The organism is Hanstruepera flava (assembly GCF_023634025.1).
Classification (GTDB): domain Bacteria; phylum Bacteroidota; class Bacteroidia; order Flavobacteriales; family Flavobacteriaceae; genus Hanstruepera; species Hanstruepera flava.
Genome location: NZ_JALJCW010000001.1, coordinates 758,755 through 773,362, shown reverse-complemented (window position 1 = coordinate 773,362; position 14,608 = coordinate 758,755). Strand labels below are relative to the sequence as shown.

General features: G+C 34.9%; 17 protein-coding genes. 5 read left to right on the top strand and 12 right to left on the bottom strand.

The annotated features are described in order from the left end of the window. Nucleotides 1-14 precede the first annotated feature (14 nt). The 7 genes from MTX13_RS03670 to kynU all read right to left on the bottom strand — a co-directional run bounded on the left by MTX13_RS03670 (nt 15) and on the right by kynU (nt 6,650). Nucleotides 15-551, bottom strand: a complete 537-nt coding sequence (locus tag MTX13_RS03670; protein WP_250433031.1) for a 3-hydroxyanthranilate 3,4-dioxygenase — start codon at nt 549-551, stop codon at nt 15-17. 48 nt (nt 552-599) lie between these two features. Further along, entirely contained in the window at nt 600-1,049 is a 450-nt protein-coding gene (locus MTX13_RS03665) for a hypothetical protein (RefSeq protein ID WP_250433030.1), read from the bottom strand. A 5-nt stretch (nt 1,050-1,054) separates the two neighbouring features. Further along, nucleotides 1,055-1,837 carry an SDR family oxidoreductase gene (locus MTX13_RS03660; RefSeq protein WP_250433029.1) on the bottom strand — a complete coding sequence of 261 codons (783 nt, stop codon included), beginning with the start codon at nt 1,835-1,837 and terminating at the stop codon, nt 1,055-1,057. A gap of 116 nt (nt 1,838-1,953) precedes the next feature. Beyond that, complete coding sequence (locus tag MTX13_RS03655; protein WP_250433028.1) at nt 1,954-3,393, bottom strand: aldehyde dehydrogenase; 1,440 nt, start codon at nt 3,391-3,393, stop codon at nt 1,954-1,956. Next, a complete protein-coding gene (locus MTX13_RS03650) occupies nt 3,390-3,800 on the bottom strand; it encodes a RidA family protein (protein ID WP_250433027.1) in 411 nt (136 codons plus the stop codon). Before MTX13_RS03650 ends, MTX13_RS03655 begins: the two co-directional genes overlap by 4 nt. A 75-nt stretch (nt 3,801-3,875) precedes the next feature. After that, complete coding sequence (locus MTX13_RS03645; protein WP_250433026.1) at nt 3,876-5,288, bottom strand: FAD-dependent oxidoreductase; 1,413 nt, start codon at nt 5,286-5,288, stop codon at nt 3,876-3,878. A gap of 93 nt (nt 5,289-5,381) precedes the next feature. Further along, complete coding sequence (kynU, locus tag MTX13_RS03640) at nt 5,382-6,650, bottom strand: kynureninase (RefSeq protein ID WP_250433025.1); 1,269 nt, start codon at nt 6,648-6,650, stop codon at nt 5,382-5,384. Between the two features lie 112 nt (nt 6,651-6,762). Between kynU and MTX13_RS03635 the strand changes: the two genes are divergently transcribed. Further along, complete coding sequence (locus MTX13_RS03635) at nt 6,763-7,182, top strand: (4Fe-4S)-binding protein (protein ID WP_250433024.1); 420 nt, start codon at nt 6,763-6,765, stop codon at nt 7,180-7,182. 110 nt (nt 7,183-7,292) lie between these two features. On the opposite strand, the gene MTX13_RS03630 is transcribed toward MTX13_RS03635, so the two are convergent. Next, nucleotides 7,293-7,961 carry a hypothetical protein gene (locus MTX13_RS03630; protein WP_250433023.1) on the bottom strand — a complete coding sequence of 223 codons (669 nt, stop codon included), beginning with the start codon at nt 7,959-7,961 and terminating at the stop codon, nt 7,293-7,295. A 57-nt stretch (nt 7,962-8,018) separates the two neighbouring features. Between MTX13_RS03630 and MTX13_RS03625 the strand changes: the two genes are divergently transcribed. After that, entirely contained in the window at nt 8,019-8,819 is an 801-nt protein-coding gene (locus tag MTX13_RS03625) for a class I SAM-dependent methyltransferase (RefSeq protein ID WP_250433022.1), read from the top strand. 133 nt (nt 8,820-8,952) lie between these two features. On the opposite strand, the gene MTX13_RS03620 is transcribed toward MTX13_RS03625, so the two are convergent. Continuing rightward, entirely contained in the window at nt 8,953-9,327 is a 375-nt protein-coding gene (locus MTX13_RS03620) for a winged helix-turn-helix transcriptional regulator (RefSeq protein ID WP_250433021.1), read from the bottom strand. A gap of 105 nt (nt 9,328-9,432) precedes the next feature. On the opposite strand from MTX13_RS03620, the gene MTX13_RS03615 reads away from it, so the two are divergent. Genes MTX13_RS03615 through MTX13_RS03605 form a run of 3 tightly spaced genes read left to right on the top strand, consistent with a single transcriptional unit; the run spans nt 9,433 to nt 11,705 of the window. After that, a complete protein-coding gene (locus MTX13_RS03615) occupies nt 9,433-10,014 on the top strand; it encodes an NAD(P)H-dependent oxidoreductase (protein ID WP_250433020.1) in 582 nt (193 codons plus the stop codon). 10 nt (nt 10,015-10,024) lie between these two features. Further along, nucleotides 10,025-10,543, top strand: coding sequence for a peroxiredoxin-like family protein (locus MTX13_RS03610; protein ID WP_250433019.1), 519 nt, complete (start codon nt 10,025-10,027; stop codon nt 10,541-10,543). 28 nt (nt 10,544-10,571) lie between these two features. Beyond that, nucleotides 10,572-11,705 (top strand): low temperature requirement protein A, encoded by a 1,134-nt coding sequence (locus tag MTX13_RS03605; protein WP_250433018.1) that lies wholly within the window; start codon nt 10,572-10,574, stop codon nt 11,703-11,705. 203 nt (nt 11,706-11,908) lie between these two features. Here the strand turns inward: MTX13_RS03605 and msrA are convergent, their stop codons facing one another. The 3 genes from msrA to MTX13_RS03590 form a co-directional block, all read right to left on the bottom strand. Next, nucleotides 11,909-12,568, bottom strand: coding sequence for a peptide-methionine (S)-S-oxide reductase MsrA (msrA, locus tag MTX13_RS03600; protein WP_250433017.1), 660 nt, complete (start codon nt 12,566-12,568; stop codon nt 11,909-11,911). A gap of 125 nt (nt 12,569-12,693) precedes the next feature. Next, nucleotides 12,694-13,473, bottom strand: a complete 780-nt coding sequence (locus MTX13_RS03595) for a zinc ribbon domain-containing protein (RefSeq protein ID WP_250433016.1) — start codon at nt 13,471-13,473, stop codon at nt 12,694-12,696. Between the two features lie 3 nt (nt 13,474-13,476). Next, on the bottom strand, nt 13,477-14,571 hold the full coding sequence (locus MTX13_RS03590) for a Nif3-like dinuclear metal center hexameric protein (RefSeq protein WP_250433857.1): 1,095 nt from the start codon (nt 14,569-14,571) through the stop codon (nt 13,477-13,479). Between the last annotated feature and the right edge of the window lie 37 nt (nt 14,572-14,608).

Sequence of the window (14,608 nt, the reverse complement as noted above, 5' to 3'; positions counted from 1 at the left end):
AGGTTAAAAATTAATTAGTCTTCTATTTGTACTTTTTTAGGTGGTTGCATAACCTCGCCACAATTTGGACAGGTACGTTTGTCATTATCACCATAATAAGCATCAAATATTTTAGGCATATCTGTTTCTATATTATCCAATGTGAAATCTTCTTCGTACAACTTCGTCGTGCAGTTTTCACAAAACCATAATAATGCGTCTTGAACACCTTCCTCTCTAGGATATTCAATAACCAAACCTACAGTATTGGCACCGCGTTGTGGTGAATGCGGTACTTTAGGTGGTAACAAAAAAATGTCACCTTCTTTAATATGGATGTCTTTAGGTATACCGTTATCAATAATTTTTAAAACCATGTCGCCTTCAACTTGATAAAAGAATTCAGGAGTTTCATTGTAATGATAATCTTTACGACTATTTGGTCCGCCTACCACCATAACAATAAAATCACCACTTTTCCATACCACTTTATTACCAACAGGTGGCTTTAAAAGATGTCTGTTTTCTTCAATCCAAGCTTTAAAATTTATAGGTGGATATATTGTGCTCATACTATTATGTTTTAATAAATGAATGACCTAAAGTTACAAACTTTAGCATCAATTTTTGTCATATTGACTCGTGTTTATTTTTTTGTTTTTCCCTAAAGATAAATCAATAACTCGATATGAACCCTCGATAAACTCAACAGTGATATATATTTGATAGCGTGGCTTTAATTTCGATTTTGAGACTTTATAAAAATTACGTTCGTACCAAACTATGTTGCGTTTATCTTCAATGGCTTTGTTTTCGGAAAATTCAATTTTGTCTCTGGGGTATTCAATTGAAAGATAACTAGACTCGATATTCAAAAAGGTTTGATCTATAATTGATGAGTCCGACAATAGGGGAATAACGTTGTCAATATCATGAAATTGAATCCAATCAGCAATTTGTCTCACCATTGGTAATTGATCAATGGTTGCATTCGAGTAATTTTTTATGGCATATTGTGCATAACTACAAAAGGAAAGAATTAAGAATGCTCCAGTTAAACGCAGTTTCATAAACTCTATAAGCTTTTAGTTCGCCCACCATCAACAGGGAGATTGATTCCGTTAATATAACTAGCACAGTCACTAGCGAGAAAGGTAATGGCATAGGCCAATTCTTCGGGTCTTGCAAAGCGTTTGGCAGGGACAGCCTGTTTCATGGCATTAGCGGCTTCATCTTCAGTTTTACCAGTTTTAGCCGATTTGTTTTTAATAATTTCTGTCAAGCGTTCAGTACCCGTTGCACCTGGTAGCACATTGTTTACGGTTATACCAAATTGTCCTAATTCGTTGGCCAGAGTTTTGCTCCAATTGGCTACAGCACCACGAATGGTATTACTGACGCCGAGCCCATCAAGTGGTTGTTTTACCGATGTTGAAATAACATTGATTATTCTACCGTAGCCTTCTTCTTTCATGAAAGGAACAACGGTTTGCGCTAATACGTGATTACATTTTAAATGATTTGTGAAAGCTGATTCAAATTCATCTAGTTCAGCAGAAAAAACTGGCCCGCCTTTTGGACCACCAGTATTGTTGACCAATATATGAAATCCATGATTTTCGGCTATATAGCTTGATACCTTTTGTTTTAAAGCTTTAGGATTTGAAAAATCGGCAACAATATAATCATGATGGCGTTGTTGCGGTAATTCTTTTAAAACAGCTTTTAACTTATCCTCATTTCTGGCAATAAGCGTTACTTGAACACCTTCTTGTGCCAATGCCACAGCAGTTGCTTTTCCAATTCCTGCTGTGCTACCACAGACTAATGCGTATTTATTGTTTAGGTTTAAATTCATAATATATCCTGCGAAAGCAAGAATCTTTTAAATGAGATGCTTCAACTTCGTTCAGCATCTCATTGATTAATAATTTATTTTAATTTATGTTATTCCTGCCTACGCAGGAATAACAATTAATACTTAATACATACATTTTTAGGTTCGGTGAAAAAGCGTAGGGCTTCAAAACCACCTTCACGCCCCACACCAGAAGCCTTAACACCGCCAAAAGGTGTTCGTAAATCACGCATCATCCACGTGTTTACCCAAACAATTCCGGCATGTAATTGATTGCTTAAACGCATGGTACGTTTTAAATCGTTTGTCCAAAGTGTGGCTGATAAACCATATTTTACCTTGTTTGCCATTTGTAAGACTTCATCTTCAGTATTAAATGGCATAATCGTTACAACTGGACCAAAGATTTCTTCTTGATTTACTCTGCATTCGTCCGTTGGGACTTCTATAACAGTAGGCTCTAAATAATAACCGCCTTCGTAACCTTCTACTTTAACCTTGTTACCGCCACAAAGTACAGTGCCATGTTCTTTTTTTGCAATGCTTATATAGTCCATTACTTTTTCTAAATGCGGTTTGGAAACTAATGCACCAATATTGGTAGATGGATCGGAAGGGTGACCGACTTTTAAGTCCTTTATTCGTGAAACGAAATCGGTTTTAAATTTTTCGAAAATAGATTGCTCTACAAAAATGCGGCTACCACAAAGGCAAATTTGCCCTTGATTGGCAAATGATGATCGAACGGTTGTGTTTAACATATCATCATAATCACAATCGGCAAAAATGATATTTGGATTCTTGCCACCTAATTCCAGTGATAGTTTTTTAAACATAGGAGCGGCTACTTTAGCAATGTGAGCACCAGTTGCAGTACCACCTGTAAATGAAATAGCTTTAATATCTGGATGTTCAATAATAGCTTGACCTGTGGTTGTTCCCAATCCGTGAACTATATTTAAAACGCCTTTTGGTAAGCCTGCTTCGTTACATATTTCACCAAGTAGAAACGCCGTCATAGGAGTTACTTCACTAGGTTTAGCAACTACGCAATTTCCGGCAGCTAAAGCAGGAGCAATTTTCCAAGTAAACAAATATAGTGGGAGATTCCATGGCGAAATGCAACCCACAACACCAATAGGTTGACGTAATGTGTAATTTATGGCTTGTTGACCAACACTTTCATGACTTTCACTAGAAAACTGTGTTATAGCATTTCCGAAGAATCTGAAATTACTCGCTGCTCTGGGTATATCTACAGTTTTTGCTAAACTAACAGGTTTCCCGTTGTCCATACTTTCGGCTTCAGCAAACCGTTGTAAATTACTTTCTAATAATTCTGAAATTTTAATAAGAATTCTACTGCGTTCTTCCAATGTGGTTTGCGACCAACTTGGGAAAGCCGATTTGGCTGCTATATAGGCGTTATCGACATCATCTTTGGTGGAGTTTGGAATTTGCCCATAAACTTCACCGTTAGAAGGGTTATAATTATCAATCCAATTATCTTGAATAGGATTATGAAAGTTGCCGTTTATGTAGTTTTGAATGTTCATGACTGTTTCTTATAAGCCATAACTTTAATCTCCACAACCAAATCTGGATGTGGTAATTGGTGTACAGCTACAGTTGTTCGGGTTGGGCCATTTTCTTTGTCAAAAAACTCGGCATAGGCTTTATTGTATCCTGAAAAGTCGTTCATATTCACCAAGAAGGAGGTTACATCTACAACATCTTTTAAGCTGGCGCCAACAGTTTGTAAATTTTTATCAATGTTCTTTAAAACTTCACGTGTTTGTACTTCTACATTCAGTCGTTTGGTTCCCATGTCGTCTATAATATCAACACCTGCAATAGTGTTGTCAGATCTGCGAGAACTTGTTCCAGATACAAATATAAAATCACCCACAACTTTAACGTGTGGATAAGCGCCTCGTGGTGTTACTTTTGTTCCTTCGCTCATAATTTTATTTTTTACTGTCAGGTCGAGCGGAGTCGAGACCTATATGAGACCTCTCGACTGCGCTCGAGGAGACAATTATTTTAATCCAGCAATTCTATCATCTTCTAGAATGGCTTCGGTTTCCTGTTTTACTTTTATTAGGGTTGCTTTTAATTCTTCATTAGATAAATCAACAGTTGATATCTTACCATCAGACAACATATTCAAAATAGCTTTATCTTGGGCACGACCTTTTAACATAGCCTCACGATAGCCAATATCTTCATTGAATGTCACTAAAGAATATTTTGAATTATAATCGTTTGGAAAGGTTTTTTCAAAAGCCATTTCCAAAGTGCGTTTTTCCCTGAAATTAGCATGGTTAACATGGCCTTTCATTTCAAAAAAATTATCAATGGCCAAATCGGCAATGGCATCGGTGTCTTTTTTACGGTTTTTCTCATAAACCTTGAAAACAGTTTCCCAGTCGTTAAAGCCTTGATCTAATACTTTGTCAAACTCTACAACATCTTCAAATGATGCATTCATACCTTGTCCATAAAAAGGCACAATGGCATGTGCAGCATCACCCATTAGCAAGGTATTACCTTTATAATGCCAAGGGGAACACTTTACAGTTCCTAAAGGCGATGTTGGATTTTCAAAGAAATCGTCTACTAAATTTGGCATTAAATCTAAAGCATCTTTAAAGTATTTTTCAAAGAATTCCAATACACGCTCTTTGGTTGTTAGATTGTTGAAATTATATTCACCTTCATCAAAACTCAAGAATAAGGTTACGGTAAAACTACCATCTAAATTAGGCAATGCGATAAGCATAAAGGCTTCGCGACCCCAAATATGGAGTGCGTTTTTATAAGTTTTAAAGCTACCGTTTTCACCTGGTAGAATACTTAATTCTTTATAACCATGTGTTAGGTAATCTTGTGAAAAACTGAATAAAAACTTACGCTCTAAATAGTAACTCTTGCGTAAGGCAGAACCTGCACCATCAGTTCCTATTATCACATCGGCATCTTCAATGAATTCCGTTTTAGTGTCATAATCTTTAAATGTTGCAGTCGTTTTTTCAAAATCAACCGCTTTACATTTTTTGTTAAAGTGAATTTTAACATTCTCATGTTTTTCGGCTTCATCAAGTAGTAAGGCATTTAAACCACCTCTTGAGATGGAATTGATATACTCATGCTCACGACCGCTGTATGGAGCTAATGTTGTATTACCTTCTAAGTCATGTAACATACGGCCATTCATTGGGATACACAATGGCATGACTTTATCTACAATACCAGCCATTTTCATGGCTTTTATACCACGATCTGAAAAGGCTAAATTTATGGAGCGTCCTGCTGAAATATCAACTTTTCGTAAATCTGGACGCATTTCGTAAACGGTAACATTATAACCTCGTTGAGCCATGCGTAGGGCTAGGAGTGAACCACAAAGTCCTGCTCCAATTATTAATACATTTTGTTTTTTGTCTTTCATATTTTATTTGTCTGGTCGAGCATTTCGACTTCGCTCAATATAAACTTTGTCGAGACCTAAATGAGACCTCTCGACTGCTCGCGAGGTGACAGGTTAATTCAATATTTCTTTCAATTTTTCCACCATGTTATATACATCTTCAAATGAGTTGTATAATGGCACTGGTGCGCAGCGAATGACATCTGGTTCTCGCCAATCGCTTATTACGCCAGCTTTAGTTAGTTTATCATGTAATGCTTTGTCCGCATTTAACACTTGAATAGATAATTGACAACCACGTTCTTTAGGGTTTTTTGGTGTAATGATTCGTATGGTATCTTCACCTAATTGTTTCAATAAAAACTCAAAATAGCCTGTTAACTTTCGCGATTTTTCATTCAGTTTTTCAATGCCAACTTCATTAAAAATATCTAAAGATGCTCGTATAGCAGCTAACGATAAAATAGGCGGATTACTTAATTGCCAACCTTCAGCACCTGCTAATTGGTCAAACTCATGACGCATGTTAAATCGTGTTTGCTTGTTATGGCTCCACCAACCTGTAAACCGATTAAGATTTTTATTGTGAGCATGGCGTTCATGTACAAAAGCACCAGCTAAACTTCCTGGCCCAGAATTTAAATATTTGTAGGTACACCAAACCGCAAAATCGGCTCCTGAATCGTGTAAGTTCAACTCAACATTTCCGGCACCATGGGCACAATCAAATCCCACCATACAACCATGGTTATGCCCTAATTCTGTAATACGTTTTAAATCGAAATATTGTCCTGTGTAATAGTTTACACCACCAATCATGATTAAAGCTACTTCATCTCCATGCTTATCCATAATGGCTTCTAAATCTTCATAACGAACCAATTCTTCGCCTTTACGAGCTTTCCAAAGAATTAAGCCTTCCTTATCGTCAAAACCATGATGGCGTAATTGCGATTCAACCGCATATTTATCAGAAGGAAATGCATCAGCTTCAATAATGATTTTATAACGTTCTTTCGTTGGTTTATAAAAACTCACCATCATAAAATGTAAGTTGGCCGTAAGTGTGTTCATGGTAACGACCTCAATAGGTTTGGCGCCAACCACTTTAGCCATGCTTTCAGTTAAGAATTCATGATAGGGTAACCACGGGTTTTTGGCTTCGGTATGACCCTCTACACCAAGGTTTGCCCAATCTTCAAGTTCTTGATTAATGTATGATCTTGTGGTTTTTGGTTGCAAACCCAAAGAATTTCCGCAGAGATAAATAAGTTCACTTCCATCTTGGTTTTTTGGAATATGAAACTGATTTCTATAATCGGATAACGTATCTAATTGGTCTTGCTCTTTGGCGTAATCAAGACCTAATTTGTAAGTGGACAATGTATGCGTTTTTTCTGTTTCCCACAAAAATAAGAATTATAATGATAGTAGGATAGCGCTAGTTGATAGATATTTTAAACGGTATTTTGTATCTTTAAGAAAAACATCTGAAATGGGTAAAACAAAAGAATATACCAATGGCGAAACCACCATAGTTTGGGAGGCCGAAAAATGCATACATTCTGGAATTTGCGTAAGAGGCTTGCCTAAAGTCTTTCAACCGAAAGACAGACCATGGATAAAAATTGATGCTGCTTCAACAGACGATTTAGTAAGTCAAGTAAAACAATGTCCTTCTGGAGCCTTGAGTTATTATATGAATGATGAAACCGACAGAACTTCGGAATCCTTGGAAACTAAAATCGAAGTTTTAGAAAATGGTCCCTTGCTGGTTTATGGCACATTAAAAGTTACGCACAGAGATGGTTTCCAAGAAACCAAAAATAAAACCACGGCTTTTTGTAGGTGCGGTAGTTCGGAAAACAAACCGTATTGCGATGGTGCTCACGTAAAAAAAGAATTTAAAGGCTAAAAAAAACAGGCTTCAATTAAAAAATGGAAGCCTGTTTTTGGATATATATAGACGCTTATTGCGGGATATTTATAATATATACGTCCAACAATATCCTTTTGGATTTTATGTTATTTAATTTCTACATCTGAAAAGTATAATTCCCAGTTATCTGTCGTTTTTTTATGGCTTTTTGAAATTAAAATACCCTTGAATTCCTGATTATCTTCCCAAGTTGTCATCATGGAAGGTTGTGGAGCATTACCTTTTCTGTAAACCCATTCTTCAATAATATACTCATCGTTATAATAAAAATCGTAGGCATCGCCAGGTGTATAGCCACCCGTATTGGAATAGGTTAAGGTTAATTTGTTAAGTTGCTTATTGCTTAAAGGTGCGGTAGATTTTTCAGGCTCTGAAATAGTTGTACCTGAATCCCAAACTAAATTAAATGGTGCCAATAACCAGTATTTATCATTAATAAAAGCCTTGTCGGCATTTATAAATGTATCGTCTAGTTTGTTTCTGTTGTACTTTAGGGTGTCACTTTTGGTTATTAAAACAACATCATTGGTTTTTGGGTGCCATTCCCATGAACGCTGAAAATGACTGCTGTCTTTGGTTACATTAAACGTAAAAGCAATATGTTCCACGTTATTCCAATTCTGAAAACCATAGCGATTGGCTATTTTTTCAGCAGGAGTTAATTCTTTAAGTTCTTCGGTTAATGATTCTTTTTTATCAGACTTACAAGCCAAAATTAATAAGGCACATGCAAATAGTGTGATTAGTTTTTTCATAGGGAGTCATAATTTTGAACGAAGTTATAGTATTTTAGTAACAAATTCTAGTTTAACATGAATACCGAGAACAAATATTTTGATACCAACAAGGCCACTTGGAACGAAAAAGTGAAAATACATTCTAAAAGTGATATGTATGATCTAGAAGCTTTTAAAAATGGCAAAAGTTCCTTGATGCCATACGAACTGGAAGCTTTGGGCAATGTTTCTGGAAAATCATTGTTGCATTTACAATGCCATTTTGGTCAGGATACCTTAAGTTGGAGCAGGCTAGGAGCCCAATGTCTTGGTGTGGACATAAGCGATGAAGGTATTAAACTGGCCAAAGCATTGAATACGGAATTGCAATTGGATGCTGAATTTGTGTGTTGCAACGTCTTGGATACTTCAAAGTATGTTAAAGAACAGTTTGATATTGTTTTTACCAGTTATGGTGTAATAGGTTGGTTGCCCGATTTAAAACCTTGGGGAAAAATGATATCAGAACGTTTAAAACCTGGAGGAACGTTTTATATGGTAGAATTCCACCCTATAGTTTGGATGTTCGATTATCTAGAAGGAAAGCCCATTATGAAATATGGGTATATGCAAGATGAGGTAATTTATGAGGAATATGAAGGCACGTATGCCAATACCGATTCTAAAATGATAAGTAAGGAATACGGTTGGAACCACGGATTAAGCGAAGTGATAAATGCCTTAACTGAAGCAGGTTTGCATATTGACTATTTAAACGAACACGATGAAAGTCCTTATAATGTATTACCTAATTTGGTTAAAACCGATTCTAGAATGTTTGTCACTAAAGATAAATTGTACCCTTTGATTTTTGAGGTGAAGGCTAGGAAGATTTAGGAGGTTTCGCTAACTGTTGTGAATATGAAAAGTAAAAGGTTTATATGTACAACTTTTTATTTAAAAAACAAAGATGGTAGAAAAGAACAAAACTTTATGATAAGCTATTAACTGCTATTTTATATATATTATTTTATGCTGGCTTTTTATCAGTTTCAATAATTCTACATTTTTCAAAATCCATTTCGGGATAAGCTTCATTTGCCCAATCACTTAACATTCTTAAAACTGGCAAAAGTCCAACTGCTTTTTCGGTTAATGAATACTCTACACGTGGAGGAATTTCTGCAAAAGCCTCTCTTAACAATAATCCATCATTTTCCAATTCTTTCAATTGATTAGTCAGTACTTTTTTTGAGATTGTAGGTATAAGTGCATTTAACATTCCAAAGCGCATAGAACCATTTGATAATAAATATAAAATAATCGGTTTCCATTTATTGCCAATTATGTTCATTGTATGCACAAGGGAACAAGCATTTGGGTTGTCTATATATTTTCTTGCCATTAGTTACTTTTTGGTTACCACTATTTATTCAAATGAAAAATAAATAGTTTCTTTTTTAAACTAATATTAGTTTCTTTGCGGTACAAATATAATTAAAATTTTAAAATGAAAAATATTTTTATAATCAACGGTCATCAGAAATATCCATTTTCTGAAGGAAGATTAAACGCTAGTTTAACCGAAAAAGCAGAAGGTTACTTTAAAAGTAATGGCTGCAACATCAAGAAAACTACAATGGAAGATAATTATGATGTAAATGAAGAAATTGAAAAATTTAAATGGGCAGATGTTGTCTTTTTTCAAACACCTTTAAATTGGATGGGTGTAAGCTGGTCGTTTAAAAAATACATTGATGAAGTATTTTCGATGGGTATGATGGGCGAAATGTCTGATGGTGATGGTAGAAGTAAGGAAGCGCCAAAGAAGAATTACGGGTTAGGTGGAAAGTTAAAAGGTAAGTATATGATGTCAGTAACGGCTAATGCACCAAAAGAAGCTTTTAATAATCCAGAGGAATCATTTTTTAATGGAATAAGCGAAGATGAACTTTTAAAACCAATGCATCTAAATTTTAAGTGGTTTGGTTTTGAGCCATTACCAACATTTATGGCATATGATGTAATGAAAAATCCAGATATCGAGAATGATTTTAATCGTTTTGAAAATCATTTAAAAGCAAACTTTTAAAGTATTTATTATGAATAGACCAACGCCAAAACATATAGCACCAGATTTACAATTTCCATTATTAGATGGAAATCAATGGAATTTAGCAGACCAAAAACCAGACAATTTTACTTTAGTTGTCTTTTATCGTGGGCTACATTGTCCTATTTGTAAAAAGTATTTACAACAATTACAAGAATTGTTACCTGAATTTGAACAAAGAGGAGTTAATATAGTAGCGGTAAGTATGGATACAGAAAAAAGAGCAAGATTATCAAGACAAAAATGGGAACTACCAAATATTAATTTGGGATATGGGTTATCAGAATCCACAGCAAGAGATTGGGCTTTGTATTTAAGTGCAGGTGTTAAAGATGGAGAACCAAGTGAGTTTAGTGAACCAGGATTGTTTTTAATTGACAATAATAACCAAGTTTATTATTCAGCTATAAATAGTAATCCTTGGGGAAGACCATATTTGCCGTCTTTTGTAAAAGCAGTAGATTACATTATTACAGCACATTATCCGGCTCGTGGAGAAATGTTATAATTTTGTATATGTCAAAATATAATTTCTGTTGAAGAAAACATTCAAATATTTAGTTCAAAATAGGCATGCCACATGGTTGGAGCTTTTTTTTGATTTGGTTTTTGTGTCCAGTATAGGTATTGTTACGCATCAACTTGCGCATACGCATCACAATCATATAGATCCTAAACAAATTTGGATGTTTCCTCTTCAATTCCTATCTATTTGGTGGATTTGGACGCTACATACCTTATTCGCTAATCGTTTTGATACAGATAGTAGGTACCATAGAATTTCAAGTTTGGCTATCATGTTTTTAATGATAACAATGACTGCCTTTTTAGGTAGTGATTTATTTGAAAACTATGGGCTGTTTATTGGCTTTTATGCAGTTATTCAAATCATTATTGCTAGCTTATATATTAATTCTACCAAAGCACTTAAAAATTCAAAAGACTATGCCATTAAGTGTGGTTTAATAATAATTATTGGAACAATTATAACTGGTATTTCATTTCTCTTCCCTGATCCTTATAGAGAAATTACTTTAGTTTTAGGAATTGTCTTTGAAATGATAGCTTTTGTTCTTGTAAGCAAAAACAAGCATGTACCTCCAGTACATAAAGAGCATTTAGTTGAAAGAATTGGTCTTCTATCCATTATACTGTTGGGTGAATCTATTATTAGTTTAACAACAGGCTTGAGAGACATTAATTGGGATGCATTGAATATCATTGCTGCCGTAACTGGATTTATAATGATAGGATTAATCTGGTGGATTTATTATGATAGCTTTCATGTAATGGAAAGATTAAAAGCAATGAAGAATGGTTTTACTCTTATTTATTCTCACTTCTTTCTTGCTATGGGATTTGTAATATTAGCTAATGTCATCAGACATGCTATATTGAATGATTTAAACCAAAACGATTTTAGGGTATTGGCAATATTAGGAATGTGTTTCTTTTATGTAGGAAAACAAACCATATATTTTAAATTTTTACCACCTTTCAGAAAACCTATAGTTATCAATACACTTATTTGTGTTTTTATAACAGTGAGTTCAACGTTTCTTCCAAAAATTGAATATGCACTTATAGGAATAACAATTGGAATGTTATACTACACAATAGGTAACTTTAAGTTTACTTTGACAAAGGACGTGTCGAGTTTTTTGGATTAATTATGATTTGAAATAGTCTTTCAAGCTTGCGTACAACGATAAGGTATGAAATCGTTTTAATGGTTTATATCTGCTGTAAACGAATTCCACTTTTTTAATTTAAAAAATAAAATTACAAGTTTGTCTTTCCAGCATTTCGACAAGCTCAATGTAGCAGCAAGGAATGACAGCAAAAAGAGATACCTGCTTTCGCAGGAATTGATTTAATGATTCTCCTTCAATACTTCTGGCATGTTGCGTTTAAAACGGTTTAAACGTGGTATGGATACATTTTGCACGTACGGGTTGTCTGGATGCAATTTTTCGTAGTCTTGATGATAGTCTTCGGCTTTCCAGAATTTTTGAAAAGGATATACTTCTGCAGCAACAGGTTTTCCTAGTTTTTTGGCTAAAGCAGCTTTCTTTTTTAGAATAATATCCTTTTGCTCTTGGTTTTGGTAAAATATAATAGAACGGTATTGCGAACCTCTATCTGGACCTTGGCCATTAACCTGTGTTGGGTCTTGAGATGCAAAATAGACATCTATAAGCGTTGAAAAACTAACCTTATTAGGGTCGTAAATAACTTCTACAGCTTCGGCATGACCTGTACGACCTGTGTTACTGGCTTCGTAAGTTGGGTTTTTGGTATGTCCACCAGCATAACCTGAAATGGCTTCGTCTACGCCTTTAACGCTTTCGTAAACCGCTTCTACGCACCAAAAACAACCACTGGCAAAATAAGCCCTTGCTTTACCGTTTTGTATTGGGACTTCAATAGGATTGGCGTTTATCACAGCCTGTTGCTTTGGGTTAGTTTGGGCTGTGTTATTATTGCAGCTGAATAGTAAGGTGAGTACCAAAATAGGAAGAATAGATTTCATAATTATGTTTTTCTTTTTTTTATAGACGTAGTAAATCGTGAAACCTTAACTAAAAACTGTGAAAGTTATATTAAATAAAAAACCCAGACAGGTTGTCTGGGTTTGTATATGATATTTAAAATGGATTATAGTTTTGCAAATAGTTTTTCCATTTTAGTTTTTTCTTCATCGGCTAAAGCGGCATCTACTAAAATACGTCCACTGTGCTCATCGGTAATAATTTTTTTGCGAGAAGCAATTTCCATTTGAACCTGTGGCGGAATAGTAAAGAAAGAACCACCAGAAGCCCCTCTTTCAATTGGCACAACAGCTAATCCGTTCTTCACGTTGGTGCGAATACGATCGTAAGCAGCAACCAAACGCGCTTCAATAGAAGATTTGTAATCTTCAGATTTCTTAATTAAAGCTTGCTCTTCTTTTTCGGTTTCGGCTAAAATAGCATCTAGCTCACCCTTCTTGTGTTTAAGGTGCGTTTGACGTTCTTTTAAACGATCTTTAGTTTCAGAAATAACTTCTTTTTTCTGCTCGATTTGAGCTTTGTACTCGTTGATGTTTTTTTCTGCCAACTGGATTTCTAATTCTTGATATTCAATTTCTTTAGAAATCGAGTTGAACTCACGATTGTTACGAACATTTTTTTGTTGCTCGTTGTATTTTTTGATTAAGGCTTTTGCCTCTTCAATAAGATTCTTTTTAGAGCTGATATCGTTATTGATAACCTCTAAACTGTCTTCTAATTTTTCTAATCTTGTATTTAAACCAGCAACTTCATCTTCTAAATCACGCACTTCTAATGGAAGTTCTCCGCGAACGTTTCTAATTTCATCAATTCTTGAATCAATGAGTTGTAAATCGTATAATGCTCTTAAGCGCTCTTCTACAGTTACTTCTTTCTTTTTTGCCATACTTTAAAAATACTTAACAGGATTGGTATTTATCCTTGATAAAACGACTGCAAAATTAGTAATTTTTTTTGTAAGATATGCTACTAAAAAGTTTTTTGTGAACTGCTCACTTTCATAATGTCCAATATCAGCCAAAATTATGTTGTTTTCTGCTTGAAAAAAGTCGTGATATTTTAAATCGGCTGTTACAAAAATATCGGCTCCCGATTTTTTGGCAGCTTGTATTGCAAAGCTTCCAGAACCGCCAAGAACAGCTACTCTTTTAATAGGTTTATCTAACAACTCGGAATGTCTAATACATGCTGTTTTCATTTGGGATTTTAAAAGATGTAGAAAATCTTTTTCAGATTGGCTGTTTTCTAAATTGCCAACCATTCCCATACCTATATTTTGATTGGTGTTTTCAAGGGTAACAACCTCATAGGCGACTTCTTCGTAGGAGTGATTTTTAAACAGTGCCCTTAAAACTTGGGATTCAACGTGTTTGGCAAATGTTACCGAAATTTGTGTTTCGGGTTCTTGATGTTGTTCCAATTTTTTGCCTTTAGTAGGGTTGGAAGCTTCATTGCCTTTGTAGGTTCCTGTACCATCAACATTAAAACTACACTCATTATAGTTGCCAATATTTCCTGCTCCTGCATCAAAAAGAGCTTGGCGTAAAGCTTCAGCTTCAGATATGGGAGCATAGGTTGTTAGTTTTTTTATGGTTTGCGATTGTGGTATTAAAATCTTACGGTTAATCAAGCCCAATTGCTCACAAATAATATTGTTTACGCCTAATTTTGCATTGTCTAATGCGGTATGAATGGCATAGATGCTAATATTATGCTTAATGGATTTTAGAACCACACGCTCAACATAATTTTTTCCAGTTAGTTTTTTTAAGCCTTTAAAAATTATAGGATGGAAGCTCACAATAAGATTACAGTTGTTTTCTATGGCTTCATCCACAACAGCTTCTAGCGTGTCTAATGTCACCAATACACCTGTCAATGGTGCTTTTGAATCACCAACGAGTAAACCCGTGTTGTCAAAATCTTCAGCGTAAGCTTGAGGTGCCAGTGCTTCCAGATGATTCATTACATCTTGAATTATCATAAATTGAATGGTATTTCTAACAAATATAAAACTTTTA

Coding starts and splice junctions, on each gene's coding strand:
- MTX13_RS03645 (WP_250433026.1), bottom strand. CDS start 5,288: ATGAAAGACAAAAAACAAAATGTATTAATAATTGGAGCAGGACTTTGT.
- MTX13_RS03635 (WP_250433024.1), top strand. CDS start 6,763: ATGGGTAAAACAAAAGAATATACCAATGGCGAAACCACCATAGTTTGG.
- MTX13_RS03620 (WP_250433021.1), bottom strand. CDS start 9,327: ATGGCAAGAAAATATATAGACAACCCAAATGCTTGTTCCCTTGTGCAT.
- MTX13_RS03590 (WP_250433857.1), bottom strand. CDS start 14,571: ATGATAATTCAAGATGTAATGAATCATCTGGAAGCACTGGCACCTCAA.
- MTX13_RS03650 (WP_250433027.1), bottom strand. CDS start 3,800: ATGAGCGAAGGAACAAAAGTAACACCACGAGGCGCTTATCCACACGTT.
- msrA (WP_250433017.1), bottom strand. CDS start 12,568: ATGAAATCTATTCTTCCTATTTTGGTACTCACCTTACTATTCAGCTGC.
- MTX13_RS03610 (WP_250433019.1), top strand. CDS start 10,025: ATGAATAGACCAACGCCAAAACATATAGCACCAGATTTACAATTTCCA.
- MTX13_RS03670 (WP_250433031.1), bottom strand. CDS start 551: ATGAGCACAATATATCCACCTATAAATTTTAAAGCTTGGATTGAAGAA.
- MTX13_RS03660 (WP_250433029.1), bottom strand. CDS start 1,837: ATGAATTTAAACCTAAACAATAAATACGCATTAGTCTGTGGTAGCACA.
- MTX13_RS03615 (WP_250433020.1), top strand. CDS start 9,433: ATGAAAAATATTTTTATAATCAACGGTCATCAGAAATATCCATTTTCT.
- MTX13_RS03595 (WP_250433016.1), bottom strand. CDS start 13,473: ATGGCAAAAAAGAAAGAAGTAACTGTAGAAGAGCGCTTAAGAGCATTA.
- MTX13_RS03655 (WP_250433028.1), bottom strand. CDS start 3,393: ATGAACATTCAAAACTACATAAACGGCAACTTTCATAATCCTATTCAA.
- MTX13_RS03665 (WP_250433030.1), bottom strand. CDS start 1,049: ATGAAACTGCGTTTAACTGGAGCATTCTTAATTCTTTCCTTTTGTAGT.
- MTX13_RS03630 (WP_250433023.1), bottom strand. CDS start 7,961: ATGAAAAAACTAATCACACTATTTGCATGTGCCTTATTAATTTTGGCT.
- MTX13_RS03625 (WP_250433022.1), top strand. CDS start 8,019: ATGAATACCGAGAACAAATATTTTGATACCAACAAGGCCACTTGGAAC.